The organism is Xylophilus sp. GOD-11R, assembly GCF_033546935.1.
GTDB lineage: Bacteria > Pseudomonadota > Gammaproteobacteria > Burkholderiales > Burkholderiaceae_C > Xylophilus.
The window spans coordinates 4,688,228-4,713,694 of the sequence record NZ_CP137854.1 but is presented as its reverse complement, the minus strand read 5'-3'; the positions used below and the strand labels follow the sequence as shown (position 1 = coordinate 4,713,694).

The following is a 25,467-nucleotide window of genomic DNA, read 5'->3' as shown; positions in this document are numbered from 1 at the left end:
CACGACCGATTCTCAGCGGGCAGCCGGCCCCGGTCCGCGCCGCGAGCCGTCCTCGAGCACTTCGTCGTCGCGCAACACCACGCCGGCCGGATCCCAGCTTCGTTCGCGCAGCAGGCGGCCGCGTGTGTCGTAGACCGATTCGGCCTTGGGCCGCCCCTGCATGTCGAACTGCCGGTGGATGCCGACGGGCGTCGGCGCGTAGCGGCCGGTGTCGACATAGCTGCCCTGCGCGGCCAGCATGCCGTTCTCGTAGTAGTCCTGCGTTTCGAGTGTGCGGACGCTGCCGGAGCTGGTGTAGCGCGCCTTGCTGCGGGGCTGGCCGTTGAGGTAGTAGGTTTGTTCGCTGGAGAGCTCGCCCTGGCTCCAGCGCCGTTCGCGGGTGAGTCGGCCGCTCGACGAGAACTCCATTTCGCGATCGCGCTGGCTGGCGCCATCGACCAGAGCCCAGACTACCTCGCGCCGTCGCGTGCCGTCGGCGCCGAAGATGCGCTCGATCCGGCCGTTGGCAGACGTTTCTTCCTGCGTGGCGGGCAGGCCGTTGTCCTGGAATGTTTCGTATCGCACCCGGCTGCCCGCGACGAAGGTGGCCCGTGCGCGCAGGGCGCCCGACTCCGCCACGAAGCTCACTTGCGAGGGCCTGGGCGCAAAGCCGCACAGGCGGGCATCGTCGACCGCCGGCGCCAGCACGGGCCGGTCGGCGCACTTGAGGGAGCGCAGGTCGCCACGGCGGGTGAATTCGGCATAGGCCAGTTCGCCCGCAGGACCGTAGAAGCTGGCGCGCTGCAGGCGGCCGTCCGGGTGGAAATTGCGCGTCAGGCCATTGAGCGCGCCGTTTTCGTAGTTACCCTCTCGCAGCAACTGGCCGCCGGCAGCGAACTCGCGGCTGCGACCCTGGAGATTGCCTTTTTCGTTGACGAACTGCTCCCGGCTGAGATGGCCGTTGGTGAAGTAGCGCACCGCGCCGGTGAAACGGCCCGACTGCAGGTCTTGTTCGCGCACCACCTGGCCGGTGACCGCGTCACGGCAACGCATCACACCGGTCCGGCCCTGTACGGCCACCTTGTCGGTGGGATTCATCACCGCACCGTTGACATCGCAAATCGGTGCGGCGCTGGCGGCATGGGCGATCTGCAGGCCGGAAGCCAGGCCAATCATGACGACGGCGCGGCCGATGTCCTGCCAGACCGGAACCCCGCACGCCGGCGTTCTCTTGCGCATCTCCTGAGCTTCGCTTTCGTTCCATGGGGCCGCTGGAGCCATTGCCAACGGCGAAACGAGCTTAGCAGCCACTTTCCTGCGAACCGGTATCGAATCGACATTCGTTACATCGAGAGACAGACAAATACAACAGGCGGTTGGTTGGTGAGATGCTCACGAAATCCACTGCGCAGTACGCGATGAACCGAAGGCCGGGAAGCCATGCGGTAAGCTGGCACGGCGCCGAAAAACACGGCGTATCGGCCAAATACAAGGACCATCTCATGAGCGACAAGAACGCTTTCGGCTTCGGCGCCTTCGTGCCGGGTTTCGACTTTCTCCAGGGGCTGGTCCAGGCCGCGTCGAAAGGGGCCGTCGGCAGCGTGCCGGCCGCACCGGACTGGTCGAAATGGGTGGCGCCGACCTTGCAGCCCGAAGAAATCGAAAAGCGGGTGGGCGAACTGAAGACGGTGCAGTTCTGGCTAGAGCAAAACGCGCGGGCGCTGGCCGCGACGATCCAGGCGCTCGAAGTGCAGAAGATGACCCTGGCCACACTGCGCGGCATGAACGTGCCGGTGCAGGATCTGGCGAGTGCCTTCGGGTTCGGCAAGGCGCCTGCGGCGGCGGCCGCTGCCGGCGGTGCAGGCCCCTACGACGACATGTACACCCGTCGTGCGTCCGAGCCGGCGGCGCCTGCGCCGGCCCCCGAGCCCGTGGCGCAGCCCGAGCCGGCGCCTTCGGCATCGACTGCTTCTGCTTCGACCGCTTCTGCCAGCACCCCGGCCCCCCCGCCCGCTGTCGATCCGCTGCAGTGGTGGAGTGCCCTGACGGGTCAGTTCCAGCAGATCGCCGCTGGCGCGATGCAAGAAGCGGCTGAGCAGGCGCGGCGTAATCCCGATCTGCAGAAAGCCGCCCGCGACGCCTTCGACGCGGCGGGTCGCATGGCGGCCGAAGTGGCGGCAGCGGCGACCACCGCGTCCCGAAAGTCGGCGGCCGGCGCTTCCAAACGCGGCGCTGCAGCGGCGAGCCGGCCTCCCGTCGCCAGGAAGGCTGCCGCGAAGGCTAAACCCGCGGCGGCGAAGAAGTCGGCCGCCAGACCCGCTGCCAAGAAGTCGCCTGCGCGCAAAAGTCCCCGTTGAGTTTCGACGCCGGCTCGGATTTCAGTTCCAAGAAAGCGCTCTCCATGCAGCTTTTTCCTTGTGGCCATGCCACGCATCCGCAGTGGCGCATGGCCACCGGTCTGGTGCTCGCCCAGCTGCGGGCGCAGCTGGCACTGCCCGGCCATGCACGTCACCCGACCCTGGGCCTGCTCTACATCACCGACCACTACGCCGATGCGGCCGAGGAAATTCTGGCCGCGCTGAGCGCCGAGTTGCCCGAGATCACCGACTGGGCCGGCACCGTGGGCGTCGGCGTGGCGGTGAACAACGCCGAATACCTGGACGAGCCGGCCCTGTGCGTGATGCTCTGCGAGCTGCCGCCGGACCAGTACCGCGTGTTCTCCGGCGTGGCGCCTCTGGGCTCGCTGGCCACCGGCAGCTTCGCTGCGCACACCGCCTTGCTCCATGCCGACGCCCACACGCCGGACATCGCCGAACTGGTCGCAGAAATGGCCGATCGCACCGCCACGGGCTACCTGTTCGGCGGACTCGCGTCGAGCCGGCGTGCGGCGGTGCAGTTCGCCGTGGGCGGCAACGGCAATATCCGCGGACAGGGCGCGGCCAGCGGCGTCTTTGTCGGCGGCCTGTCGGGCGTGGCTTTCGGCGAGGGCGTCAACCTGGTGTCGCGCGTGGCCCAGGGCTGCCAGCCGCTCGGGCCGGTGCATACGGTGACCGAAGCCGACGAACACGTCATCGTGCAGATCGACGGCCAGCCGGCGCTGCAGACCCTGTTGTCCGAACTGCAGATCAGCCTGGAAGAACCGCAGGAAGCCTTGGCGACGGTGCGTCGCACCCTGGTGGGCATGCTCGATCCGTCGGATGGCGGCGCGCTGGAACTGGTCGGTCGGGCGGGCCATTTCGGGGTGGACACCCAGGTGCGCCACATCATCGGGCTGGACACCACCCGCGAAGGCGTGGCGGTGGCCGGGCGCGTGAAGCCGGGCACGCAGGTGGCGTTCTGCCGGCGTGATCCGGTCGGTGCTCGCGCCGACCTGGTGCGGATCTGCGCCGAGATCCGTGAAGAACTCGCCCCGGAAGATCTACCCCTGAGCCACGGCAGCGCCGGCCTCGACGATGCGCCGGTCGCACCGACGCGCCATATCGTCGGCGCGGTGTATGTGAGCTGCGCGGGGCGCGGCGGCCCGCATTTCGGCTCGCCGAGCGCGGAGATGCAGATCATCCGCCGCTCGCTCGGCGACGTGCCGCTGGTGGGGTTCTTCGCCGGCGGTGAAATCGCGCGGCACCACATTCACGGCTACACCGGCGTGCTGACGGTGTTCATCGCCGACAACTGAATCCCGGACTCAGTAACGGCGCGGGTTGTTGGGTTTGCGGTCGGCGCGATTGGGTACGCCGTCGCCGTCGCGGTCCCAGCCACCGCGGCGCATTTCCCAGCGGTCGCCGCGCTGGTCCCAGCGTGGTTCCCGGTAGGCGTAACCCGGACGGGCGCGCAGGAACTGCCCTCGCACCCAGACATGCCGGCCGCCGCGCCATTCCCAATGTCCGGGCGACCAGACCTGGCCACGTCGTGGTGGCGGCACGCGTTCGTAGCGCATCGGCGGTGGCGCGACCTGCACGATGATCTGCGCCTGCGCGACGCTGGGAACAGTCGCCAGCGTGCCCAGCGACAGCAGGGCGATGGTGGCGGCGAGGGTGGTCCTGCGGATGTTCATGGCGGTTCTTCTTTCGTGGTTGATCACGGCTTCATGCTCCTGGCATTCCGTGAAGCGAAGGTAGCTTCGCGGAGAAGAATTGTGATGCCGTGTTTCAACCTCGGGGCAACAGGTGCGGCGGGCAAAATGAGCCGGGCGGGCCGATCCACGGTTGCCGCAGGAGACCCAGCCGCATGACAGCAGACCCGCATCCCAACCAGTTCGCCCTGCTGCGCCAGCGTCGCTTCGCGCCATTCTTCTGGACGCAGTTCGCCGGCGCGGCCAACGACAACCTGTTCAAGTTCGCCTTCACCGTCATGGTCACCTACCAGGTGTCGGTGTCCTGGCTGCCGCCGTCGCTGGCCGGGCTGGTCATCGGTGCGCTGTTCGTGCTGCCTTACCTGCTGTTCTCGGCCACTTCGGGTCAGTTGGCCGACAAGCTCGACAAGACCGCGCTGATGCGCACGGTGAAGAACCTGGAGATCGTCATCATGGCGGTGGCCGCCGTCGGTTTCTGGGCCGGCAATGCGCCGGTGCTGCTGGCCTGCGTGTTCCTGATGGGCTTGCATTCCACGCTGTTCGGGCCGGTGAAATACGCCTACCTGCCGCAGGTGCTGCAGCCGCACGAGCTGACCGGCGGCAATGGCATGGTGGAAATGGGCACCTTCGTCGCGATCCTGCTGGGCAACCTGGCCGGTGGCGTGCTGGTGGCGATTCCGCGCGTCGGCCACGGCACGGTCGCCGCCGCCTGTCTCGCGCTGGCGCTGGCCGGGCGGCTGGCGGCCCAGCGCATTCCGCCGCTCGGGGCGACCGACCCGAACCTGCGCATCAACTGGAACCCTGCCACCGAGACCTGGCGCAACCTGCGGCTGGCGCACACACAGCCGGTGGTGTTCCGCTCGCTGCTGGGCATCAGCTGGATGTGGTTCTTCGGCGCGGTCTTTCTCAGCCAGTTCCCGAGTTTCGCCAAGGAAGTGCTGCACGGCGACGCCCACGTCGCCTCGCTGCTGCTGGTGCTGTTCTCGGTCGGCGTCGGCACCGGTTCGCTGCTCTGCGAGGTGCTGAGCCGGCGGCGGGTGGAGATCGGCCTGGTGCCGCTCGGCGCCATCGGCATGAGCGTCTTCGCCATCGACCTGTACTTCGCCGCGCGCGGCTTGCCGGCGTCGCCGCTGTTGGCCCTGGGCGAATTCATCGCCCGGCCGGCGCACTGGCGCGTGATGGCCGACTTGCTGCTGCTGTCGCTCTTCGCCGGGCTCTACAGCGTGCCGATGTACGCGCTGATCCAGATGCGCAGCCAGCCGACCCACCGGGCCCGCATCATCGCGGCCAACAACATCCTGAACGCGCTGTTCATGATCGCCAGCGCGGTCATCGCGGGCGCGCTGCTGTCGGCGGGCTTCACCATTCCACAGGTCTTTTTGCTGACCGGCATCGCCAACGCACTGGTCGCGGGCTACGTGTTCTGGCTGGTGCCGGAATACCTGTTGCGTTTCCTGGCGTGGATCGTGTCCAACCTGGTCTATCGGTTCCGCATCGACGGCGCTGAAAGGATTCCGGCAGAAGGCCCGGCGCTGCTGGTCTGCAACCATGTGAGCCTGGCCGATCCGGTGCTGCTGCTGGGCGCGAGCCCGCGCCCGATCCACTTCCTGATGGACCACCGCATCTTCGCCACGCCGGTGCTCGGCGCGGTGTTCCGGCTGGCGCGCTGCATTCCGCTGGCCTCGCGCCAGGACGATCCGCAGATCTACGAAGCCGCCTTCGAGCGCGCCGCCGACGTGCTGCGCCGCGGCGAGCTGCTGGCGATTTTTCCCGAGGGCGGGCTTACCACCGACGGCGCGCTGAAGACGTTTCACCCCGGCCTGATGAAGATCCTGGCCCAGGCCCGCGAAGACGGCATCGAGCCACCCGTGGTGCCGATGGCGTTGCAAGGCTTGTGGGGATCGTTCTTCAGCCGCATCGAGCAGCGCGGCGGCCGGCCGGCGGCCATGGCGCGGCCGTTCCGGCGTGGTTTCCTGAACCGGGTGGCGTTGCGCATCGGCGAGCCCGTGCCGGCTTCGCAGGTACAGCCCGAAACACTGCGCAGCCGGGTCGCGGAGATGCTGGTCGCTCCTGCCTGACAACCATCGCCGCATGCCCAGCCGTCACGCCAAAGCCGATTTGCCACTCGACCAGGTCCGCCGCTTCCTGGAGCCCGGCCCGGTGATCTTGTTGACCTCGTACTGGAAGGGCGAGCGCGATGTGATGACGCTGGGCTGGCACACCGTGATGGAGTTCACGCCGGCACTGGTCGGTTGCGTCATCGCGCGCGGCAACCACAGCCGTGCGCTGGTCGAGGGCAGCGGCGAGTGCGCCATCAACCTGCCCACACGCGGCATGGCCGATGCGGTGGCGTCCATCGGCAACTGCAGCGGAACCGAAGTCGACAAGTTCGCGGCTTTCGCGCTGGAAACCGAGCCGGGTGAGCAGGTCGGCGCGCCACTGCTGCGCCGGTGCCACGCGCAGTTCGAATGCCGGGTGCACGACCGTCGTCTGGTCGACGAATACGATTTTTTCGTCCTCGAAGTGGTGCGTGCCCGGGCCGCGACCACGCCGCGCAATCCACGCACGCTGCATTACCAGGGCGAGGGTCGGTTCATGGTGGCGGGCGACAGCATCGGTCGGCGCCGGTTGTTCACGGCCGGCAAGCTGTAGCGGTGCCCGCCGCTTCAGCCGGTGAGGCGGGCGAAGTCGGCCTTGAGCAGCGACAGGAACTCGCGCGGCGCGGCCGGCAGCATGTGGCCCTTGCGTACGCACAGCTCCACCTCGGCGCGCAGGTGGCCGGCACCGACGATGGGAATCGCGCGCAGGTGGCCGTAACGCAGGTCGTGGCTGGCTGAAAAGGCGGGCAGGATCGTCACCGCCACGCCCTGGCGCGCCAGGGCGCGGGTCATCGCGATGGAGTTGGCGGTGATCAGTTCGATTGCTGCCTGCCGCTGCTGCTTGAACAATTGGTCGAGCACCCGCCGCACGCCGAAGGCCGCGCCCGGCAGCGCCATGGGATGGCGCAGCAGGGTCGACAGGCGCACCGAGGTGGCGTCGCCCAACGCATGCTGCGGGCTCACGAAAGCCAGCAGCGGCGCGCTTCGGGTGGCGACCACGCCGATCTCCGAGCGCCGCGGCGCCTTGAAGGTCACGCCGATGTCGCAGCCTCCGGCTAGCAGGCTTTCGATGGTGCCATCGGTGTTGTCGACCGCGATGTCGTAGCCGACCTGCGGATGCAGCGCATGGAAGGCGGCCACCGACTCCGGCAGCCAGGTGTCGACGGCGCCTTCCATGCAGCGCAGCCGCACGGTGCCGCGCCGCAGGCCTTCGAGGTCGCCGATGCGGGACTGCACCCGCTCGACCAGCTGGTGGATGTTGCCGACTTCCTCGGCGAGCATTTCGCCGGCCTGGGTGAGGCGCACGCCCTCGGGACTGCGCTCGAGCAAGGTGGCACGCAGCCGGGTCTCGAGCTTGGCAATCTGCCGGCTGACCGCCGAGGGCGTGACATGGAGCCGGTCGGCCGCCTGCCGAATCGAGCCGCAGGCCGCGGCTTCGGCGAAATAGCGCAGGGCGGTGAGGTCGAGCGGGCGCATGCGTTGCATTCTAGGCACGCAGGCATCGACGAAATGACGCTACCCGCAAACCCCCCGCTTGTCGCACAGTGGTCGCGACGAACCGCAGGTTCGATTTTCCAGGGAGCAGACGTGATCGATTCTTTTCTTCGTTCGACCATCGCCCGCCGACGGCTGTTGCAGGCGGCCGGCGCCGCGCTGCTGACCGGCACCGGTTGCGGCCTGGCGCTGGCCGCCGCCTACCCGACCAAGCCGGTGCGCATCGTGGCGGGCTTCCCGCCCGGTGGCGCCGCCGACCTGCTGGCTCGGGTACTGGCCGACCGGCTGGGCACGCTCTACGACCAGCCGGTCGTGGTCGACAACAAGCCCGGTGCCGGTGGCTCGGTGGGTGCGGGCGTGGTCGCCAAGGCGCCCGCCGACGGCTACAACCTGCTGCTCGGCGTGACGGCCAGCCAGACCATCGCGCCGTCGATCTACCCGGCGCTGGCGTACAAGGCCGAGGCCGACTTTTCGCCGGTCTCGATGCTGGCGCAGATTCCGGTGGCGCTGGTGGTGCATCCCTCGCTGGAGGCGCGCACGCCGGCGCAGCTGGTGGCCCTGGCCAAGGCCGCGAACCCGCCGCTGACCTTCGCGTCCAGCGGCAACGGTGCCATCCCGCATCTGACCGCCGAGCTGTTCAAGACCTCGCAAGGCGTGCCGATGGAGCACATCCCCTACCGTGGTGCGGCGCCCGCCATGGCCGACCTGCTGGCCGGCCGGGTGCAGGTGATGTTCGACCACCTGCCTTCGGTGCTGCCGCACATCCGCTCCGGCAAGCTGCGCGCCCTGGGCATCGCCGGCGCGGCCCGGGCGCATGCCCTGCCCGACCTGCCGACGCTGACCGAACAAGGCGTGCGCGACGTGGAAGTGAGCTCCTGGTTCGGCCTGCTGGCCCCGGCCGGTACGCCGCAGGCCATCGTCGACCAGCTCAACGCCGACACCGTCCGCCTCTTCGGCACCGACGTCACGGCGCAGAAGCTCGCGGCGATCGGCGCCGAGGGCGTCACCAGCAGTCCTGAATCGTTCTCCCGCGTGATCCGCGCCGACACCATCAAGTGGGCGCGCATCGTGAAGGAAACCGGCGCGAAGGCGGATTGACCATGCCACGCATCATCGCCAACGGCATTCCGCACAGCTACCAGCTGCACGGCGACGAGTCATCGGTGTCCACGCCGGTCGCGCTCGTGGCCGGCATGGGCGGCGCGGGTTCCTTCTGGACGCCGCAACTGCCTGCCATCTCGCGCCACTGGAAGACGCTGGTGTACGACCAGCGCGGCACCGGCGGCACCGAGCAGTCCGCGGTGCGCGACATCGAACAGCTGGCCGACGACTTCGTCGCGCTGCTCGACGCGCTGAAGATTCCGTCGGTTCACTTCGTGGGGCATTCGACCGGCGGCGCGATCGGCATGTCAGTAGCGGTGCGCTACCCCGACCGGGTGCGTTCGCTGGTGCTGTATGCCAGCGTGCACCGGGCCGACGCCTACCGTCGCCGCGTGTGGGGACTGCGCAAGAAGATCCTGCAGGAGATGGGGCCGGAGGTGTATGCGCAGACCACCAGCCTGTTCTTCTATCCGCCCGAATACGTGGCGGCGCACAGCCACATGCTGGAAGCGGTCGAGGCGCGGTCGGCGGCCGGCGAGATCAGCGCGCCGGAGATCATGGCCAGCCGCATCGATTCGATCCTGGCCTTCGACATCGCCCACGAGCTGCCGAAGATCCACAAGCCCACGCTGGTGCTGTGTGCCCGCGACGACATGCTGACGCCGGCGTACTTTTCGGAAGAGATCGCAGCGCTGATCCCGGGCGCGACGCTGCGGCTCTACGACCGGGGCGGCCATGCGTTCTCGCGCAGCCGCCAGACGGAGTTCGATGCGGCGGTGGTGGAGTTCGTCGCCAGCTGCGAGGAAGCCACCGCCTGATCCGCTAGACCCCGCGCGCCCGCTCGGCCTTGAACTTCGCGCGGAAAGCGTTGAACGCGCCGGCGTCGAGCGCCTCGCGGATCTCGCGCATCAGGTTCAGGTAGTAGTGCAGGTTGTGCACCGTGGTGAGCATGGGGCCGAGCATCTCGCCGCAGCGGTCGAGATGATGCAGGTAGGCGCGCGAGAAACCCTCGCGACCGCCTTGCTCCCACGAGACGCCGCTGGCGCCCGCGCAGGCGTGGCAGGTGCAGCTCGGGTCGAGCGGCTGGTGATCGGTCTTGTGGCGGGCGTTGCGGATCTTCAGGTCGCCGTAGCGGGTGAAGAGCGTGCCGTTGCGCGCGTTGCGGGTGGGCATCACGCAGTCGAACATGTCCACGCCCTGCACCACGCCCTCGACCAGGTCTTCGGGCGTGCCGACGCCCATCAGGTAACGCGGCTTGTGCGCCGGCAGCCGGTGCGGCGTGTGCGCCATGATGCGCAGCATTTCGTCCTTGGGCTCGCCCACGCTCACGCCGCCGATGGCGTAGCCGGGGAAGTCCATGTCGACCAGCTGGTCGAGCGATTCCTGGCGCAGATTCTCGAACATGCCGCCCTGCACGATGCCGAACAGCGCGTTGCGATTTTCCAGCCGCGTGAACTCGGCCTGGCAGCGCCTGGCCCATCGCAGGCTGAGCTCCATCGATTGGCGTGCCTCGGCTTCGGTGGTGATGTGGCCGGCGGTGTCGTAGGGCGTGCATTCGTCGAACTGCATGACGATGTCGCTGTCGAGGATGGTCTGGATCTGCATCGACACCTCGGGCGTCAGCAGCAGCTTGTCGCCGTTGACCGGTGAGGCGAAGCGCACGCCTTCCTCGCTGATCTTGCGCATGGCGCCGAGCGACCAGACCTGGAAACCGCCGGAGTCGGTGAGGATCGGCTTGTGCCACTGCTCGAAGCCATGCAGCCCGCCGAAGGACGCCATCACGTCGAGCCCGGGTCGCATCCACAGGTGGAAGGTGTTGCCGAGGATGATCTGCGCGCCCATTTCCTCCAGCGAGCGCGGCATGACGCCCTTGACGGTGCCGTAGGTGCCGACGGGCATGAAGATGGGTGTCTGCACCGGCCCGTGGTTGAGGGTGAGCGTGCCGCGACGGGCGTGGCTGTCGGGGTCGGTCTGGAGGAGGTCGAACTGAAGCATGGCCGGATTGTCCCCGAGAGCGCCATCGACCCTGTCTGCCCGGGGGCGAGCTTCGGCGCGATGGACGTCGGTGCGGCGTCTGGCTGGCGGCCCGCAGGTCCGGTCCTAAGGTGGCGGCTGGAGGAAAAAAATGTTCACGAATCCCTCGCCAGCCCATTATTTCGGCACCCAATTTCAGACCTATGTCCCCCGTGGGGCAATCGAGATCGGCAGCCGGGCGAACCAACCGGCCCCTCACGTCATGCCGCTGGCGTCCGCAGGCGCGTCGCCCACGTTGAAGGGCCTGCCTGCGGGCCGGTCGGCCTATGCGGCGCCAGACACTTTTGCCCAGCCCCCACAGCCGGCGGCAGACAAGTCCTGGAGCCATTTTCAATCGCGGGCAGAAAAGATCTTCGCGCACCGGTTCGGCCAAATGCCGGCCATATCGGGCGAGCATGCGCCCTTGGCCATCCATGCCGACGAACACAAGGTGCAATTGGTCGATCGCTTCGGCACGCTGACGCTTGATCGCGCTCCGCAGGGCTGGCTGCGCCTGACAGACAACGGGCGAGAGATCACCGACCGGACGGAGCGCCAAGGCGGGCTCGAAGACATCGCCGAGGCGCTTGGAACCCATGTGCCGCGTCGTCACAGGTCTCGGCAGGACGGCAAGCGGGCCTTGAACAGCGCCATGCGCCAGATGGCTTCGCAGGCCAGCTTGCACGACGGCAAGCGGTTCGTGCGCTTCGAGGACGGGCGCAGGGACTGGATCGGCACCACCGATGTGCGGCTGCCGGGCGGCGCGCAACTCGCACCGAACGCGGTACTGGATCCCACCGGTCGTTTCGTGCTCAAGCACGACCTGCATCTCAACGTCGACCCGCGAATGGATGGACTGAGCGTCGAAGGCCTCTACCGTGGCGCGCGCACGCGGTTAGCCCACGACTTTCTCAGGCGTTTTGGCTACGCCGCACGGGTGGCGGTGCAGCCGGTCATTCAACACAAGCTCGACTCCCTCGGTCGTGGAGAGACCGTGCATGTCCAGCTGACGGCGAGCCAGTGGGTTGCCGGCCGCGAGGTCAAGGTTGCCGAACAGCGGCCTGCGCCCTATGCGTTTCGTCAGGCCATGTACATCGTGGGGGCGACCGACGTGCTCAGCCGGGACGGCCTGCACATCGATCACAACGTGGTCATCACCGACAGCGGCCCTGTCGCCTTCGACCTGTTCGATGGCAAGCCCGTGCCGCCGCGGCCGCGGCCCACGCGGCAAGGCGAACCGGGCATCGATATCGAGCGCGTCCTGCGCAGCCTCGAACGTGCCCGCGCAGGTTTTCATCGGCGCCTCGGAAAGCAGGCGACCGACATGGCCCCCGAGATGGAGTTCGAGTTGCGGCAACGGATCAATCGGTACGTCGACGAGTGCATCGACCGTGCAAGAAATTTCGAACCGCGGTGATCGCCCATTGCCGGTTCAGCCACGGTGACAAAGATTGGCGGTCACGGGCGCGCGCCAGCGCGCGTCGGCAAGTCGCCTTCAGCGCCGCTGCAGCAGCATCGAGTCGCCGTAGCTGAAGAAGCGGTAGCGTTCGGCGACCGCGTGGCGGTAGAGCGCCATGATGTGTTCGTAGCCGGCGAAGGCGCTGACCAGCATCATCAGCGTCGACTTGGGCAGGTGGAAGTTGGTGACCAGCAGGTCGACCACACGAAACTCGAAGCCGGGGGTGATGAAGATGTCCGTGTCGCCGCTCGCCTGGCCGGTGGCGGCCCAGCTCTCCAGCGTGCGCACGCTGGTCGTGCCGACGGCGACGACACGGCCGCCGCGTTCGCGGGTTTCGGCGATGGCGCGCTGCGTGGGCTCGGGCACGTCGTAGCGTTCGTGGTGCATGTGGTGGTCGGCGATGCGCTCGGCCTTCACCGGCTGGAAGGTGCCCGCGCCCACATGCAGGGTGACGGCGGCGCGGCGCACGCCGGTGGCGTCGAGCGCGGCCAGCAGTTCCTCGTCGAAATGCAGGGCGGCGGTGGGCGCGGCGACCGCGCCGGGCACGCGGGCGAAGACGGTCTGGTAGCGCTGTGCGTCTTCGGCCGAATCGGTGTGGTCGATGTAGGGCGGCAGCGGTACGTGGCCGTGGCGCTCCATCAGGTCGTACGGCGTGTCTTCGGGACCGCCTTCGAAACGGAAACGGAACAGCGGGCCGTCTGCATCGGGCCAACGGCCGAGCAGCACGGCCTTGAAGCCGCCGGTCATGCGCAGTTCGGCGCCGGGCTGGGGCCGTTTGCTGACCCGCATGTGGCAGGCTACGTCGCCCTCGGGCAGCACCCGCTCCACCAGCAGTTCGAGCTTGCCGCCGCTGGCCTTTTCACCGAAGAGCCGGGCCTTGACGACGCGGGTGTCGTTGAAGATGAGCAGGTCGTCCGGCTGCAGCAGGCCGGGCAGGGTGTCGAAGATGCGGTCGACCGGCTCGGCCGCGCGGCCGTCGAGCAGGCGGGAGCCGCTGCGGCGGGCGGCCGGGTGCTGGGCGATCAGCTCGGGCGGGAGCTGGAAGTCGAAGTCGGCGACGGTGAAGTCGCGATCGGGAGTGGTGGTCATGGGGGCTTGATGACGGGACACGTCCGTTCCAAGGTTTCGACGGGACACGTCCGTTCCAAGGTTTCGACGGGACACGTCCGTTCCAAGGTTTCGACGGGACACGTCCGTTCCAAGGTTTCGACGGGACGCATCCCGCGTAAGGCCAGGTAGCCGGCCCCGAAACGGCCGGGCGAGAAGGCAGAATTCTCCCATGCCCGCCCCCGCTTCCCAGATGCCCGCTCCCCCGCCCGCCGCATCGGCGCGCAAGGTGCTCAGTCCGGCCCAGCAGGCGATGCGCAAGCTCGGCCTGGTGCGCGACATCGACCTGGCGCTGCACCTGCCGTTGCGTTACGAGGACGAGACCCGCATCGTGCGTATCGCCGACACCCGCAACGGCGATCAGGCGCAGGTCGAGGGCACGGTGATCCACAGCGACGTGCTGCTGCAGGGCCGGCGCCAGCTCAAGGTGCTGATCGACGATGGCAGCGACACGCTGGAACTGCGCTTCTTCACCTTCTATCCCTCGCACCGCCAGGCGCTGGCCGAGGGCAGGCAGGTGCGGGTGCGTGGCGAGGTGCGCGGCGGTTTCATCGGCCGCACCATGCTGCATCCAGGCTTCGGGCCGGTCGAGGCGCCGTTGCCCGAGGCGCTGACGCCGGTGTACCCGGCCAGCGCGCAATTGCCGCAGGCGTATGTGCGGCGTGCGGTGCGTTCGGCGCTGGGCCGGGTCGACCTGTCGGAAACACTGCCGGCGCGTGCCGATCCGTATCCGCACGGCGCCGGGCCGTACGAGCCGCCATGGACCCTGGCCGATGCGCTGCATTTTCTGCACCACCCGCCGGCCGACGTGGCGCTGGCCACGCTGGAAGACCGCAGCCATCCGGCCTGGCGCCGGCTCAAGGCCGAGGAACTGCTGGCCCAGCAGCTCTCGCAGCTGGAAGCCCGCCGAGCGCGCGACCGCCTGCGGGCGCCTTTGCTGCCGACGGCTACCGATGCATCGGCGCTGCCCTCGCGCCTGCTCGCCGCCTTGCCCTTCGACCTGACGGCGGCGCAGCGCCGGGTGGTGGAGGAAATCGCCGCCGACATGGCGCGGCCGGCCGACGGCGGCCAGGCGCACCCGATGCACCGCCTGCTGCAAGGCGATGTCGGCGCGGGCAAGACCGTGGTGGCGGCGATGGCGGCCTGCATCTGCATCGAGGCCGGGCACCAGTGCGCCCTGATGGCACCGACCGAAATTCTCGCCTCGCAGCATTTCGAGAAACTCGTCGGCTGGCTGCAGCCACTGCTCGCCGAGCGCGGCCGGCAGGTTGCCTGGCTTACCGGCGCACAGAAAAAGAAGGAGCGCACGGCGGCGCTGGCGCTGGTGGCCAGCGGTGAGGCGGCGCTGGTGGTGGGCACGCACGCCGTCATCCAGGGCCCGGTCGTCTTCAGCAGTTTGGCCCTGGCGGTGATCGACGAACAGCACCGCTTCGGCGTGGCGCAGCGGCTGGCGCTGCGCGAAAAGGCCGGCGGCGAAATCGACGGCATGCCGCGCGAGCCGCATCTGCTGATGATGACCGCCACGCCGATCCCGCGCACGCTGGCCATGAGCTATTACGCTGACCTCGACGTGTCCACGCTCGACGAACTGCCGCCGGGCCGCACGCCGGTGGTCACCAAGCTGGTGGCCGACAGCCGGCGCGACGAGGTGGTGGCGCGTATCTCGGCGCAGCTGGCGCAGGGCCGGCAGGTGTACTGGGTGTGCCCGTTGATCGAGGAGAGCGAGGCGGTCGACCTGGTCAACGCCACGCAGACCCACGCCGACCTGCAGGCCGCGCTGCCGGGCACGGTGATCGGCCTGTTGCATTCGCGCATGCCGCCGGCCGAAAAGAAGGCGGTGATGGCCGAGTTCAGCGCCGGCCGCATGGGGGTGCTGGTGAGCACGACGGTGATCGAGGTCGGCGTGGACGTGCCCAACGCCTCGCTCATGGTGATCGAACACGCCGAGCGGTTCGGCTTGTCGCAGCTGCACCAGCTGCGCGGCCGGGTGGGGCGCGGCGCGGCGGCGTCGGCCTGTGTGCTGCTGTACGCGCCCAACGAGGGCGGGCGGGTGAGCGAGGCGGCGCGCGAGCGGCTGCGCGCCATGGCCGAAACCTCCGACGGTTTCGAGATCGCGCGGCGCGACCTGGAGATTCGCGGGCCGGGCGAATTTCTGGGCGCGCGGCAGTCTGGCGCGGCGCTGCTGCGCTTCGCCGACCTGGAAACCGACGCCGACCTGCTCGCCTGGGCGCGCGATCTCGCTCCCCGGATGCTGCGCCACGACCCGGCGCTGGCGGCCCGCCACGTGGCACGTTGGCTGGGAACCCGTGCGGAATTCCTGAAGGCCTGAATGGCCGCGGAGATGGCGCCGGCGCCGGCGCTGCGTATGATCCGCGCCTACATGACGCTCACCGAACTCAAATACATCGTCGCCGTCGCACGCGAAAAGCACTTCGGCAAGGCCGCGGAAGCCTGCTATGTGTCGCAGCCGACGTTGTCGGTCGCGATCCGCAAACTGGAAGACGAGCTGGAGGTGAAACTTTTCGAGCGCAGCGCCAACGAAGTCGCAGTCACCTCGCTCGGTGAGGAAATCGTGCGCCAGGCGCAGAGCGTGCTGGAGCAGGCGGCGGGCATCAAGGAAATCGCCAAGCGCGGCAAGGACCCGCTGGCAGGCGCGCTGACGCTGGGCATCATCTACACCATCGGCCCCTACCTGCTGCCCGATCTGGTGCGCCAGTCGCTCAGCCGCACGCCGCAGATGCCGCTGATGCTGCAGGAGAACTTCACCGTCAAGCTGCTCGAAATGCTGCGAACCGGCGAGATCGACTGCGCGATCGTCGCCGAACCGTTCCCCGATACCGGCCTGGCCACCGCCGCGCTCTACGACGAGCCCTTTTATGCGGCGGTGCCGAGCACCCACCCGCTGTCGCAGCGCGACAGCGTGTCCGCCGAAGAGATCAAGGGCGAAACCATGCTGCTGCTGGGTACCGGCCATTGCTTCCGCGACCACGTGCTCGAGGTGTGCCCCGAGTTCGCCCGCTTCTCCAGCAATACCGAAGGCATCCGCAAGAGCTTCGAGGGATCGTCGCTGGAGACCATCAAGCACATGGTGGCCGCCGGCATGGGCGTGACCCTGGTGCCGCGCCTGTCGGTTCCCAAGACCGCCTTCGTGCCCAAGCTCAAGACACGCCGCATGGACGACGACGCACCGCACGTGAAGTACATCCCCTTCTCCGGCACGCCGCCGAGCCGCCGCGTGTCGCTGGCCTGGCGCCGCAGCTTCACCCGGTACGAAGCCATCGCAGCGCTGCGCAACGCGATCTACGCCTGCGAGCTGCCGGGAGTGACGCGGCTGTCCTGAGCGTCAATCGCCGGGATAGGCGCTCGCTGTTGGCGATGCCGCGCGGCTCGTCTTAAAGTCTTTTCTTGTTTCTTTCAAATCCCCAGTCAGAGGAACCGGACATGGCCACCAAATCGAAGAATGTGAAGAAGCTCAGCGTCGCCGCCGAGGGCAAGGTGCCCGCCAAGGGTGCGATCGCGGTCGCGCCGGCATCGGGCAGCGCACGGGCACCGGTCATCAACATCGGCATCGCCGACGCCGACCGCGCGACCATCGCCCAGGGCCTGTCGCGCGTGCTCGCCGACACCTACACCCTCTACCTGACCACCCACAACTTCCACTGGAACGTCACCGGTCCGCACTTCAACTCGCTGCACGCGATGTTCATGGAGCAGTACACCGAGCTGTGGACCTCCACCGACGTGATCGCCGAACGCATCCGCTCGCTGGGCCACTACGCGCCGGGCTCGTATGCCGAGTTCAGCAAGATCGCCACGGTGCCCGACGTGCCCGCCACGCCGCCCAAGGCGATGCAGATGGTGGAGATCCTGGTGCAGGGCCACGAGACCGTGTCGCGCATCGCGCGCAGCTTCATTCCCGTGGCCGAGGCCGCCGGTGACGACCCGACCGCCGACATGCTGACCGCCCGCTGCACGGTGCACGACCAGACCGCCTGGATGCTGCGCTCGCTGCTCGAAGACTGAGACCGCGCCCGAACTCTCGCCCCACGAAACGGAGCGGCACAATGCCAGCTCCGTTTTTTATTGGGGCTTCTGTTTCCCTCGCCCCGCCTCCCTTCACGATGTTCGCCGGCCGCCTTTCGCTGTATCTCGACCTGATTCGCTGGAACCGGCCCGCCGGCTGGCTGCTGCTGCTGTGGCCGACTTTGGTGGCCTTGTGGGTGGCGGCGGACGGCTTTTCCGGCTGGCATCTGCTGGCGGTGTTCGTGGCGGGCACGGTACTGATGCGCAGTGCCGGCTGCTGCATCAACGACGTGGCCGACCGCGATTTCGACCGGCACGTGAAGCGCACGGCGCAACGGCCGATCACCAGCGGCCGGGTGTCGACGCGCGAGGCGCTGGTGCTGGGCGCGGCGCTGGCGCTGGTGGCGTTCGCGCTGGTGCTGACCACCAATGCGACCACGGTGATCTGGTCCTTCGGCGCGCTGGCGGTGACCGTGGCCTATCCCTTCGCCAAGCGCTGGGTGTCCATGCCGCAGGCGGTGCTGGGCGTGGCCTTCAGCTTCGGCATTCCGATGGCCTTTACCGCCGTGCGGGGCGAGGTGCCGGCGGTGGTGTGGCCGCTGGTCGTGGCCAACCTGTGCTGGGTGCTGGCCTACGACACCGAATACGCCATGGTCGACCGTGACGACGACCTGAAGATCGGCATGAAGACCTCTGCGATCACACTGGGTCGCTGGGACGTGGCGGCAGTGATGGGCTTCTATGCCGTGGCCATCGTGTTGCAGCTATTCGCGTTGCAAGACCGGGCGCTCGGCTGGCCGTTCTGGCTCGCCATGGCCGCCGCCGCCGCGCAGGCCGCATGGCATGGGCGGCTGATCCGCGACCGCAGCCGCGACGGTTGTTTTCGCGCCTTCCGGCTCAACCACTGGCTGGGCGCGACGGTGTTCGCCGGCGTGGCGCTGGGCTATCTGTTTCGCTGATCGCGCAAGGTCAGCCGCCGAATTCGGCTCCCAGCTCGCGGGCACGCCGCTCGGCCGCATGCAGCGCGGCGACGAAGCTGTTCTTGATGCCGGCCTCGTCCATGGCGGTCACCGCCGCGTAGGTGGTGCCGCCCTTGGAGGTGACCCGCTGGCGCATCTCTTCCAGCGGATCGGACGACACGGCCGCCAGGTGCGAGGCGCCCTGGAAGGTGGCGACAGACAGCGCGCGAGCCTGCTCGGCCGACAGCCCCATCTCGATGCCGGCCTGCACCATGCTTTCGAGAAAGTAGAAGACGTATGCCGGCCCGGAGCCCGACAGCGCGGTGACCGCGTCGAGCTGCTTTTCGTTGTCGACCCAGCTCAGTCGGCCGGTGGGGCGCAGCACGCCTTCGACCAGCCCGCGGTCGGCGGCGTTGACCTCTTCGCGCGCGAAGAGCCCGGTCATGCCCTGGCCGACCAGTGCCGGCGTGTTGGGCATGGCGCGCACGATGCGGCCGGTGCCCAGCCAGGCGGCGATGCTGCCGCTGGAGATGCCGGCGGCTACGCTCAGGTGCAGGGCCTTGGGTGCCAGCGGCGCGACGGCGGTGGCGGCCTCGCGGAAGGTCTGCGGCTTGACCGCCCACACCACCACCGAGGCACGCGACAGGAAGGCGCCGGCGCTGGCCTGGGCCAGGATGCCGAACTGCTGCTGCAGCTTGTCGCGGGCGGCTTCGAAGGGCTCGACCACGTCGATGCGGCTGGCGTCCAGGCCCTGGCGGATCAGGCCGCCGATGATGGCGCTGGCCATGTTGCCGCCGCCGATGAAGGTGACGGGAAGATCGAGTACGGGGATGTCCTGGTTTTCGAGAATGTCGTTCATCCGTCGATTTTCAGGCAGCAATCGTCTGCCGGACAGCGTGTTCCCACTGTTGCATCCGTTCATCGGCCTGCGCGCGGCTGAGCCGCGGCTCGAACCGGCGTTCGGCCTGCCACAGCGCCGACAACTCGTCGGTGCCGGCGAACACGCCGCACGACAGGCCCGCCAGATAGGCGGCGCCGAGCGCGGTGGTTTCGATGACGGCGGGTCGCACTACCGCAATGCCGAGCAGGTCGGCCTGGAACTGCATCAGCAGGTCGTTGACGCAGGCGCCACCGTCCACACGCAGCTCGCGCATCGGCGCCACGCCAGCAGCGGCCGCGTCGCGCTGCATGGCAACCAGTAACGCCGCGCTCTGGAAGGCGATGCTTTCCAGCGCGGCGCGGGCGATGTGGCCCATGGTGGTGCCGCGCGTGAGTCCGGTCAGGATGCCGCGCGCCTCGGGCTGCCAATAGGGCGCGCCCAGGCCGGTGAAAGCCGGCACCAGCACCACGCCGCCGGCGTCCTGCACGCTGGATGCCAACGCTTCCACCTCGCCGCTGGTGCCGATGGCGCGCAGGCCATCGCGCATCCACTGCACCACCGCGCCGCCGACGAAGACGCTGCCTTCCAGCGCGAACTCCGGCTGCCGGCCGGGCTGGGCCGCACTGGTGGTGACCAGGCCGTTCTGCGAGGTCTGGAAGCGCTCGCCGGTGTGCATCAGCATGAAGCAGCCGGTGCCGTAGGTGTTCTTGGCCATGCCTTCGCTGAAGCAGGCCTGGCCGAAGGTGGCCGACTGCTGGTCGCCGGCCACCCCGCCGATGCGGATCGGCGCGCCCAGCAGCTCGGGCAGCGTGGTGCCGAATTCGGCGGCCGAGGGCAGCACCTCGGGCATGAGCGCGGGCGGGATGTCCAGCGCCTGCAGCAGCTCGGCGTCCCAGGCGTTGTCGTGCACGTTGAAGAGCATGGTGCGCGAGGCGTTGGTGACGTCGGTGACATGCACCGCGCCTCCGGTCAGCTGCCAGATCAGCCAGCTGTCGACCGTGCCGAAGGCCAGCTCGCCGCGTGCGGCGCGGTCGCGTGAATCGGGCACCTGGTCGAGGATCCACTTGAGCTTGGTGCCGGAGAAATACGCGTCGATGCGCAGGCCGGTCTTCAGCTGCACCTTCGGCGCCCAGCCCTCGTCGCGCAGCCGGGCGCATTCGGGTTCGGCGCGGCGGTCCTGCCAGACGATGGCGTGGTGGATCGGCTCGCCGGTGCGGCGGTCCCACACCAGCGTGGTCTCGCGCTGGTTGGTGATGCCGATGCTGCGGATGTCGGCGGCGGCGATGCCGGCCGTGCGCAGCACCTCGCGGGCGGTGTCGAGCTGGGTCTGCCAGATCTGCTTCGGGTCGTGCTCGACCCAGCCGGGGCGCGGATAACGCTGCGGCAGTTCGCGCTGGGCCTGGGCGACGATGCGGCCGCGGCCGTCGAACACGATGCTGCGCGAGCTGGAGGTTCCCTGGTCGAGGGCGAGGATGTAGGTCATGGCGTGGGGCGATGTCAGTCGGCGGCGACGTCGAGGCGCACGCCGGCCTCGGCCAGCAGCGCGGGAAAAGGCTCGGGCGGCGGCTCGTCGGTGAACAGCCGGTGGATCTGCGAGAGCTTGGCCGCCTCGACCATGGCGGGGCGGTTGAACTTGCTGGCATCGGTGGCCAGCCACACCTCGCGCGAGTGCCGGATGATGGTCTGGGCCACCTTCACCTCGCGGTAATCGAAGTCGCGCAGCGTGCCGTCGACCTCGATGCCGGAGATGCCGATGAGCGCGATGTCGACCTTGAACTGGCTGATGAAATCGACCGCGGCCTCGCCGACGATGCCCAGGTCCCGCGGCCGCACCACGCCGCCGGCCACGATCACCTCGCAGCCCGGTGCGTGGCTGAGGATGGTCGCGACATTGAGGTTGTTGGTGATGACGCGCAGCCCGCGGTGCTGCAGCAGCGCCTTGGCGATCGCCTCGGTGGTGGTGCCGATGTTGAGCATCAGCGAGCAGTCGTCGGGCACCTGGCGCGCCACGGCCCGGGCGATACGCGCCTTGCCCTCGGCGTTGAGTACCTCGCGCTGGCGGTGCGCCAGATTCTCGATGGTCGACTGGGGAATCCGCACGCCGCCGTGAAAGCGGGCCAGCGCGCCGTCGTCGGCGAGTTTTTGCACGTCGCGCCGCACCGTCTGCAGGGTGACGCCCAGCATGTCGGCGAGTTGGTCGACCGTCATGGAGCCGCGCTCGCGCACGGCGGCGAGCAACTGGAGCTGGCGGGGGTTGGTGTTCAAGGCGGTTAACCGAAAAGAAAGCATGCAGTGTCGTCCTGCTTGCGTTTGACTTTAAAACGAACAAAAACGAAAGAGCTCAGGGAAAATACCGAAGGGAAGCCCTTAAAAAGGAACAAAAATGAAAAAATATGAACACTAACGAAAAGACGTCATGGAGCTGACGCTGGAGCGTGTCGGCAAGGTCGTGGGTGCACAGACCTGGCTGCGCGATATCGATCTTGCCCTCAAGCCGGGCGCCGTCACGGTGCTGCTGGGCGTGACGCAGGCCGGCAAGACCAGCCTGATGCGGCTGATGGCCGGGCTGGACGCACCCACCAGCGGCCAGGTGCGGGTGGATGGCCGCGACGTGACCGGCGTGCCGGTGCGCGAGCGCAACGTGTCCATGGTCTACCAGCAGTTCATCAACTATCCGTCGTTCAAGGTGTTCGACAACATCGCCTCGCCGCTCAAGCTGCGCGGCGAAAAGGACGTGACCGCGCGGGTGAAGGCATTGGCCGACCGGCTGCACATCGGCCAGTTCCTCGACCGTTATCCGTCGGAGCTGTCGGGCGGCCAGCAGCAGCGGGTGGCGCTGGCGCGGGCGCTGGCCAAGGGCGCGCCGCTGATGCTGCTCGACGAGCCGCTGGTCAACCTCGACTACAAGCTGCGAGAAGGCTTGCGCGAAGAGCTGTCGCAGCTCTTCGCGGCGGGCGACTCGACCGTGGTGTACGCCACCACCGAGCCCGCCGAGGCGCTGCTGCTGGGCGGCTACACGGCGGTGATGGAAAAGGGCGAAGTGCTGCAGTACGGCCCGACCGCCGAGGTGTTTCACCAGCCGGCATCGCTGCGGGTGGCGCGCGCCTTCAGCGATCCGCCGATGAACCTGCTGCGGGGGCAGGCCTACGAAGGCCGGCTGACGCTCAAGGGCGGCCTCGTGCTGGCGTTGCCCGCGCCGATGGCCGCCGTCACCGGCCCGCTGACCCTGGGCGTGCGCGCTGCCGCCCTGCGCACCACCGCACGGCCAGGCGACACGGCACTTGCCGGCACGGTGCAGCTCACCGAGATCTCCGGCTCCGACACCTTCGTGCACTTGGGCATCGCGGCCGGCGACATGGTCGCGCAGTTCACCGGCGTGCACCACTTCTCGCTGGGCGAGCCGCTCACGCTGTACCTGCATCCCTCGCACGTCTACCTGTTCGACGGCGACGGCGGCCTGCTCGCCGCGCCCGAACGCTCGCTTCTCGCCGGAGTCCACTGACATGGCACGCATCGATCTCGACCTGGCCCATGCCTACCGGCCCGATCCGCGCCAGGACAGCGACTACGCGCTGCTGCCGCTCAAGATGAGCTTCCGCGACGGCGGCGCCTATGCCTTGCTCGGGCCGTCGGGCTGCGGCAAGACGACCATGCTCAACATCATCTCGGGCCTGGTCACGCCGTCGCAGGGCACGGTGATGTTCGACGGCCGGGACATGACCCACGCCACGCCGCAGCAGCGCAACATCGCGCAGGTGTTCCAGTTCCCGGTTATTTACGACACCATGACCGTGGCGGAGAACCTGGCGTTTCCGCTGCGCAACCGCAAGGTGCCGGCCGCGCAGATCCAGGAGCGTGTCGGCCGCATCGCCGAGATGCTCGACCTGAGCGGCCAGCTCGATCAGCGCGCGGCCAACCTTGCGGCCGATGCCAAGCAGAAGATCTCGCTCGGCCGCGGCCTGGTGCGGCCGGATGTGTCGGCGGTGCTGTTCGACGAACCGCTGACGGTGATCGATCCGCACCTCAAATGGCAGCTGCGGCGCAAGCTCAAGCAGATCCACCAGGAGCTCAAGCTGACGCTGGTCTACGTGACGCACGACCAGGTCGAGGCGCTGACCTTCGCCGAGGAAGTGGTGGTGATGACGCGCGGACGCGCGGTGCAGGTCGGCTCGGCCGAGGCGCTGTTCGAGCGGCCGCAGCACACCTTCGTGGGGCACTTCATCGGCTCGCCGGGCATGAACTTCATCCAGGCCGAATCCGACGGCGCGGGCGGCCTGCAGATCGCCGGCGAGCGGTTGCTTGCTGGCGCACAGCTGCCGGCCGGGCCGCTCACCATCGGCATCCGCCCCGAATACCTGCGCCTGGCCGCGGCCGGCAGCGCGGGCGCCGCCACGGCCACGGTGCGCAAGGTGCAGGACATCGGCACCCACCTGCTGGTGAGCGTGACCATCGGCGAGCAGTCCGCCAAGCTGCGGCTGGCCTCGGGTGACGCCGCGCCGCACGAGGGCGACACGGTCGGCCTGCAGCTGGTGGGCGAGCACACGTGTTTCTACCGCGACGAGGAGCTGGTGGCATGAGCACGAAACCCGTCAACCAGAAGGCCTGGTTCCTGATCCTGCCGGTGCTGGTCTGCGTGGCCTTTTCGGCCATCCTGCCGCTGATGACCGTGGTGAACTACTCGGTGCAGGACATCATTTCGCCCGAGCGCCGCGTCTTCGTCGGCACCGAATGGTTCGCCTCGGTGATGCGCGACGGAGAGCTGCACGACGCCCTGCTGCGGCAAATGCTGTTCTCGCTCGCCGTGCTGCTGGTGGAGATTCCGCTGGGCATCGCGCTGGCGCTGTCGATGCCGGCCGAGGGCTGGAAATCGTCGCTGGTGCTGGTGCTGGTGGCCTTGTCGCTGCTGATTCCGTGGAACGTGGTGGGCACCATCTGGCAGATCTTCGGCCGGCCCGACATCGGCCTGCTCGGCCGCACGATGGTGGCGCTGGGCGTGGATTACAACTACACCGGCGACGCCACCGACGCCTGGCTGACCGTGCTGGCCATGGACGTCTGGCACTGGACGCCGCTGGTGGCGCTGCTGGCGTTCGCCGGCCTGCGTTCCATTCCGGACGCCTACTACCAGGCCGCCCGCATCGACGGCGCCAGCAAGCTGGCGGTGTTCCGCTACATACAGCTGCCCAAGATGCGCGGCGTGCTGATGATCGCGGTGCTGCTGCGCTTCATGGACAGTTTCATGATCTACACCGAGCCCTTCGTGCTGACCGGCGGCGGGCCGGGCAATGCGACCACATTCCTGTCGCAGTACCTCACGCAGAAGGCGGTCGGCCAGTTCGACCTGGGGCCGGCGGCGGCCTTCTCGCTGATCTACTTCTTCATCATCCTGCTGCTGTGCTTCATCCTCTACACCTGGATGCAGCGCGTCGGCACCGCACAGCCGGAGGGCGCAGGCCATGAGTGATTCCCGCACGGGCAAGACGCGGTTTCGCAAGCGCACCATCTTCCTGGTGGCCTACCTGGTGTTCGCGCTGCTGCCGATCTACTGGATGCTCAACATGAGCTTCAAGACCAACACCGAGATCCTGTCGGGCTTCTCGCTGTGGCCCGCCGCCTTTACCTGGGCCAACTACCACACCATCCTGACCGACCCGTCCTGGTACCAGGGCTACATCAACTCGATGATCTACGTGGCCATGAACATGGTCATCTCGCTCGTCGTGGCGCTGCCGGCGGCCTACGCGTTCTCGCGCTACAGCTTCCTGGGCGACAAGCACGTGTTCTTCTGGCTGCTCACCAACCGCATGACGCCACCGGCGGTGTTTCTGCTGCCCTTCTTCCAGCTCTACACCACGCTCGGGCTGATGGACACCCACATCGCCGTGGCGCTGGCGCACCTGCTGTTCAACGTGCCGCTGGCGGTGTGGATCCTGGAAGGCTTCATGAGCGGCATACCGCGCGAGATCGACGAAACCGCCTACATCGACGGCTACTCGTTTCCGCGCTTCTTCATCACCGTCTTCCTGCCGCTGATCAAGGCCGGTGTGGGCGTGGCCGCGTTCTTCTGCTTCATGTTCAGCTGGGTTGAACTGCTGCTGGCGCGCACGCTCACCAGTGTCGATGCCAAGCCGATCGTGTCGACCATGACGCGCACCGTGTCGGCCTCGGGCATGGACTGGGCGACGCTCGCTGCGGCCGGCGCGCTGACCATCGTACCGGGCGCCATCGTCATCTGGTTCGTGCGCCACTACATCGCCAAGGGCTTCGCGATGGGCCGGGTCTGA

23 protein-coding genes are annotated in these 25,467 nt (G+C 68.3%); 15 read left to right on the top strand and 8 right to left on the bottom strand.

Going from position 1 to position 25,467, the window contains the following annotated elements; translation table 11 throughout:
* Positions 1-12: 12 nt before the first annotated feature.
* The gene (locus R9X41_RS21740; protein WP_318632517.1) at positions 13-1,218 is read right to left on the bottom strand and encodes a toxin-antitoxin system YwqK family antitoxin; all 1,206 of its coding nucleotides are present in this window, start codon (positions 1,216-1,218) and stop codon (positions 13-15) included.
* A 149-nt stretch (positions 1,219-1,367) separates the two neighbouring features.
* On the opposite strand from R9X41_RS21740, the gene R9X41_RS21735 reads away from it, so the two are divergent.
* Together R9X41_RS21735 and R9X41_RS21730 are read left to right on the top strand one after the other, a co-directional pair.
* Positions 1,368-2,336, top strand: a complete 969-nt coding sequence (locus R9X41_RS21735; protein WP_318632516.1) for a PhaM family polyhydroxyalkanoate granule multifunctional regulatory protein — start codon at positions 1,368-1,370, stop codon at positions 2,334-2,336.
* 44 nt (positions 2,337-2,380) lie between these two features.
* Positions 2,381-3,652 carry an FIST signal transduction protein gene (locus R9X41_RS21730; protein ID WP_318632515.1) on the top strand — a complete coding sequence of 424 codons (1,272 nt, stop codon included), beginning with the start codon at positions 2,381-2,383 and terminating at the stop codon, positions 3,650-3,652.
* Between the two features lie 9 nt (positions 3,653-3,661).
* Here the strand turns inward: R9X41_RS21730 and R9X41_RS21725 are convergent, their stop codons facing one another.
* On the bottom strand, positions 3,662-4,030 hold the full coding sequence (locus tag R9X41_RS21725; protein WP_318632514.1) for a YXWGXW repeat-containing protein: 369 nt from the start codon (positions 4,028-4,030) through the stop codon (positions 3,662-3,664).
* A gap of 173 nt (positions 4,031-4,203) precedes the next feature.
* Here R9X41_RS21725 and R9X41_RS21720 point away from each other — a divergent pair, with 173 nt between their 5' ends.
* Positions 4,204-6,126 carry an MFS transporter gene (locus R9X41_RS21720; RefSeq protein WP_318632513.1) on the top strand — a complete coding sequence of 641 codons (1,923 nt, stop codon included), beginning with the start codon at positions 4,204-4,206 and terminating at the stop codon, positions 6,124-6,126.
* 13 nt (positions 6,127-6,139) lie between these two features.
* A complete protein-coding gene (locus tag R9X41_RS21715) occupies positions 6,140-6,700 on the top strand; it encodes a flavin reductase family protein (protein WP_318632512.1) in 561 nt (186 codons plus the stop codon).
* A 14-nt stretch (positions 6,701-6,714) separates the two neighbouring features.
* On the opposite strand, the gene R9X41_RS21710 is transcribed toward R9X41_RS21715, so the two are convergent.
* Positions 6,715-7,623 (bottom strand): LysR family transcriptional regulator, encoded by a 909-nt coding sequence (locus tag R9X41_RS21710; RefSeq protein ID WP_318632511.1) that lies wholly within the window; start codon positions 7,621-7,623, stop codon positions 6,715-6,717.
* Between the two features lie 111 nt (positions 7,624-7,734).
* Here R9X41_RS21710 and R9X41_RS21705 point away from each other — a divergent pair, with 111 nt between their 5' ends.
* Both R9X41_RS21705 and R9X41_RS21700 read left to right on the top strand, forming a co-directional pair.
* Positions 7,735-8,739 carry a tripartite tricarboxylate transporter substrate binding protein gene (locus R9X41_RS21705; RefSeq protein WP_318632510.1) on the top strand — a complete coding sequence of 335 codons (1,005 nt, stop codon included), beginning with the start codon at positions 7,735-7,737 and terminating at the stop codon, positions 8,737-8,739.
* Between the two features lie 2 nt (positions 8,740-8,741).
* The gene (locus R9X41_RS21700) at positions 8,742-9,560 is read left to right on the top strand and encodes an alpha/beta fold hydrolase (protein WP_318632509.1); all 819 of its coding nucleotides are present in this window, start codon (positions 8,742-8,744) and stop codon (positions 9,558-9,560) included.
* 4 nt (positions 9,561-9,564) lie between these two features.
* Here the strand turns inward: R9X41_RS21700 and tgt are convergent, their stop codons facing one another.
* A complete protein-coding gene (gene tgt / locus R9X41_RS21695; RefSeq protein WP_318632508.1) occupies positions 9,565-10,737 on the bottom strand; it encodes a tRNA guanosine(34) transglycosylase Tgt in 1,173 nt (390 codons plus the stop codon).
* A gap of 130 nt (positions 10,738-10,867) precedes the next feature.
* On the opposite strand from tgt, the gene R9X41_RS21690 reads away from it, so the two are divergent.
* A complete protein-coding gene (locus R9X41_RS21690; RefSeq protein WP_318632507.1) occupies positions 10,868-12,172 on the top strand; it encodes a hypothetical protein in 1,305 nt (434 codons plus the stop codon).
* Between the two features lie 78 nt (positions 12,173-12,250).
* On the opposite strand, the gene queA is transcribed toward R9X41_RS21690, so the two are convergent.
* The gene (gene queA, locus R9X41_RS21685; RefSeq protein WP_318632506.1) at positions 12,251-13,303 is read right to left on the bottom strand and encodes a tRNA preQ1(34) S-adenosylmethionine ribosyltransferase-isomerase QueA; all 1,053 of its coding nucleotides are present in this window, start codon (positions 13,301-13,303) and stop codon (positions 12,251-12,253) included.
* Positions 13,304-13,514: 211 nt separating this feature from the next.
* Between queA and recG the strand changes: the two genes are divergently transcribed.
* The 4 genes from recG to ubiA all read left to right on the top strand — a co-directional run bounded on the left by recG (position 13,515) and on the right by ubiA (position 18,303).
* Entirely contained in the window at positions 13,515-15,650 is a 2,136-nt protein-coding gene (gene recG / locus R9X41_RS21680) for an ATP-dependent DNA helicase RecG (protein WP_318635300.1), read from the top strand.
* A 51-nt stretch (positions 15,651-15,701) separates the two neighbouring features.
* A complete protein-coding gene (locus tag R9X41_RS21675) occupies positions 15,702-16,661 on the top strand; it encodes a LysR substrate-binding domain-containing protein (protein WP_318635299.1) in 960 nt (319 codons plus the stop codon).
* A gap of 101 nt (positions 16,662-16,762) precedes the next feature.
* A complete protein-coding gene (locus tag R9X41_RS21670) occupies positions 16,763-17,344 on the top strand; it encodes a Dps family protein (RefSeq protein WP_318632505.1) in 582 nt (193 codons plus the stop codon).
* A 98-nt stretch (positions 17,345-17,442) separates the two neighbouring features.
* Positions 17,443-18,303: a 4-hydroxybenzoate octaprenyltransferase gene (ubiA, locus tag R9X41_RS21665; protein ID WP_318632504.1), complete on the top strand. Its 861-nt coding sequence runs from the start codon at positions 17,443-17,445 to the stop codon at positions 18,301-18,303.
* Between the two features lie 10 nt (positions 18,304-18,313).
* On the opposite strand, the gene proC is transcribed toward ubiA, so the two are convergent.
* The 3 genes from proC to R9X41_RS21650 are packed head-to-tail and all read right to left on the bottom strand — an operon-like array spanning position 18,314 to position 21,448.
* Positions 18,314-19,162, bottom strand: a complete 849-nt coding sequence (gene proC, locus R9X41_RS21660; RefSeq protein ID WP_318632503.1) for a pyrroline-5-carboxylate reductase — start codon at positions 19,160-19,162, stop codon at positions 18,314-18,316.
* 10 nt (positions 19,163-19,172) lie between these two features.
* Positions 19,173-20,666 carry a glycerol kinase GlpK gene (gene glpK / locus R9X41_RS21655; RefSeq protein ID WP_318632502.1) on the bottom strand — a complete coding sequence of 498 codons (1,494 nt, stop codon included), beginning with the start codon at positions 20,664-20,666 and terminating at the stop codon, positions 19,173-19,175.
* A 14-nt stretch (positions 20,667-20,680) separates the two neighbouring features.
* Positions 20,681-21,448, bottom strand: a complete 768-nt coding sequence (locus tag R9X41_RS21650) for a DeoR/GlpR family DNA-binding transcription regulator (RefSeq protein ID WP_318632501.1) — start codon at positions 21,446-21,448, stop codon at positions 20,681-20,683.
* 151 nt (positions 21,449-21,599) lie between these two features.
* On the opposite strand from R9X41_RS21650, the gene R9X41_RS21645 reads away from it, so the two are divergent.
* From R9X41_RS21645 to R9X41_RS21630, 4 genes are read left to right on the top strand one after another with little or no spacing between them, the layout of a single operon-like run.
* Entirely contained in the window at positions 21,600-22,685 is a 1,086-nt protein-coding gene (locus R9X41_RS21645) for an ABC transporter ATP-binding protein (RefSeq protein ID WP_318632500.1), read from the top strand.
* Position 22,686: 1 nt separating this feature from the next.
* Complete coding sequence (locus R9X41_RS21640; RefSeq protein WP_318632499.1) at positions 22,687-23,760, top strand: ABC transporter ATP-binding protein; 1,074 nt, start codon at positions 22,687-22,689, stop codon at positions 23,758-23,760.
* Complete coding sequence (locus R9X41_RS21635; protein WP_318632498.1) at positions 23,757-24,647, top strand: carbohydrate ABC transporter permease; 891 nt, start codon at positions 23,757-23,759, stop codon at positions 24,645-24,647. Before R9X41_RS21640 ends, R9X41_RS21635 begins: the two co-directional genes overlap by 4 nt.
* Positions 24,640-25,467: a carbohydrate ABC transporter permease gene (locus tag R9X41_RS21630; RefSeq protein WP_318632497.1), complete on the top strand. Its 828-nt coding sequence runs from the start codon at positions 24,640-24,642 to the stop codon at positions 25,465-25,467. The genes R9X41_RS21635 and R9X41_RS21630 overlap by 8 nt, the downstream gene beginning before the upstream one ends.

What these genes read in the sequence shown, in the direction of transcription:
- R9X41_RS21730 (WP_318632515.1), top strand. Translation starts at nt 2,381, where the DNA reads ATGCAGCTTTTTCCTTGTGGCCATGCCACGCATCCGCAGTGGCGCATG.
- proC (WP_318632503.1), bottom strand. Translation starts at nt 19,162, where the DNA reads ATGAACGACATTCTCGAAAACCAGGACATCCCCGTACTCGATCTTCCC.
- R9X41_RS21710 (WP_318632511.1), bottom strand. Translation starts at nt 7,623, where the DNA reads ATGCGCCCGCTCGACCTCACCGCCCTGCGCTATTTCGCCGAAGCCGCG.
- R9X41_RS21630 (WP_318632497.1), top strand. Translation starts at nt 24,640, where the DNA reads ATGAGTGATTCCCGCACGGGCAAGACGCGGTTTCGCAAGCGCACCATC.
- R9X41_RS21690 (WP_318632507.1), top strand. Translation starts at nt 10,868, where the DNA reads ATGTTCACGAATCCCTCGCCAGCCCATTATTTCGGCACCCAATTTCAG.
- R9X41_RS21720 (WP_318632513.1), top strand. Translation starts at nt 4,204, where the DNA reads ATGACAGCAGACCCGCATCCCAACCAGTTCGCCCTGCTGCGCCAGCGT.
- R9X41_RS21635 (WP_318632498.1), top strand. Translation starts at nt 23,757, where the DNA reads ATGAGCACGAAACCCGTCAACCAGAAGGCCTGGTTCCTGATCCTGCCG.
- tgt (WP_318632508.1), bottom strand. Translation starts at nt 10,737, where the DNA reads ATGCTTCAGTTCGACCTCCTCCAGACCGACCCCGACAGCCACGCCCGT.
- R9X41_RS21670 (WP_318632505.1), top strand. Translation starts at nt 16,763, where the DNA reads ATGGCCACCAAATCGAAGAATGTGAAGAAGCTCAGCGTCGCCGCCGAG.
- queA (WP_318632506.1), bottom strand. Translation starts at nt 13,303, where the DNA reads ATGACCACCACTCCCGATCGCGACTTCACCGTCGCCGACTTCGACTTC.
- R9X41_RS21645 (WP_318632500.1), top strand. Translation starts at nt 21,600, where the DNA reads ATGGAGCTGACGCTGGAGCGTGTCGGCAAGGTCGTGGGTGCACAGACC.
- R9X41_RS21640 (WP_318632499.1), top strand. Translation starts at nt 22,687, where the DNA reads ATGGCACGCATCGATCTCGACCTGGCCCATGCCTACCGGCCCGATCCG.
- recG (WP_318635300.1), top strand. Translation starts at nt 13,515, where the DNA reads ATGCCCGCTCCCCCGCCCGCCGCATCGGCGCGCAAGGTGCTCAGTCCG.
- glpK (WP_318632502.1), bottom strand. Translation starts at nt 20,666, where the DNA reads ATGACCTACATCCTCGCCCTCGACCAGGGAACCTCCAGCTCGCGCAGC.
- R9X41_RS21715 (WP_318632512.1), top strand. Translation starts at nt 6,140, where the DNA reads ATGCCCAGCCGTCACGCCAAAGCCGATTTGCCACTCGACCAGGTCCGC.
- R9X41_RS21740 (WP_318632517.1), bottom strand. Translation starts at nt 1,218, where the DNA reads ATGCGCAAGAGAACGCCGGCGTGCGGGGTTCCGGTCTGGCAGGACATC.
- R9X41_RS21725 (WP_318632514.1), bottom strand. Translation starts at nt 4,030, where the DNA reads ATGAACATCCGCAGGACCACCCTCGCCGCCACCATCGCCCTGCTGTCG.
- R9X41_RS21700 (WP_318632509.1), top strand. Translation starts at nt 8,742, where the DNA reads ATGCCACGCATCATCGCCAACGGCATTCCGCACAGCTACCAGCTGCAC.
- ubiA (WP_318632504.1), top strand. Translation starts at nt 17,443, where the DNA reads ATGTTCGCCGGCCGCCTTTCGCTGTATCTCGACCTGATTCGCTGGAAC.
- R9X41_RS21735 (WP_318632516.1), top strand. Translation starts at nt 1,368, where the DNA reads ATGCTCACGAAATCCACTGCGCAGTACGCGATGAACCGAAGGCCGGGA.
- R9X41_RS21675 (WP_318635299.1), top strand. Translation starts at nt 15,702, where the DNA reads ATGACGCTCACCGAACTCAAATACATCGTCGCCGTCGCACGCGAAAAG.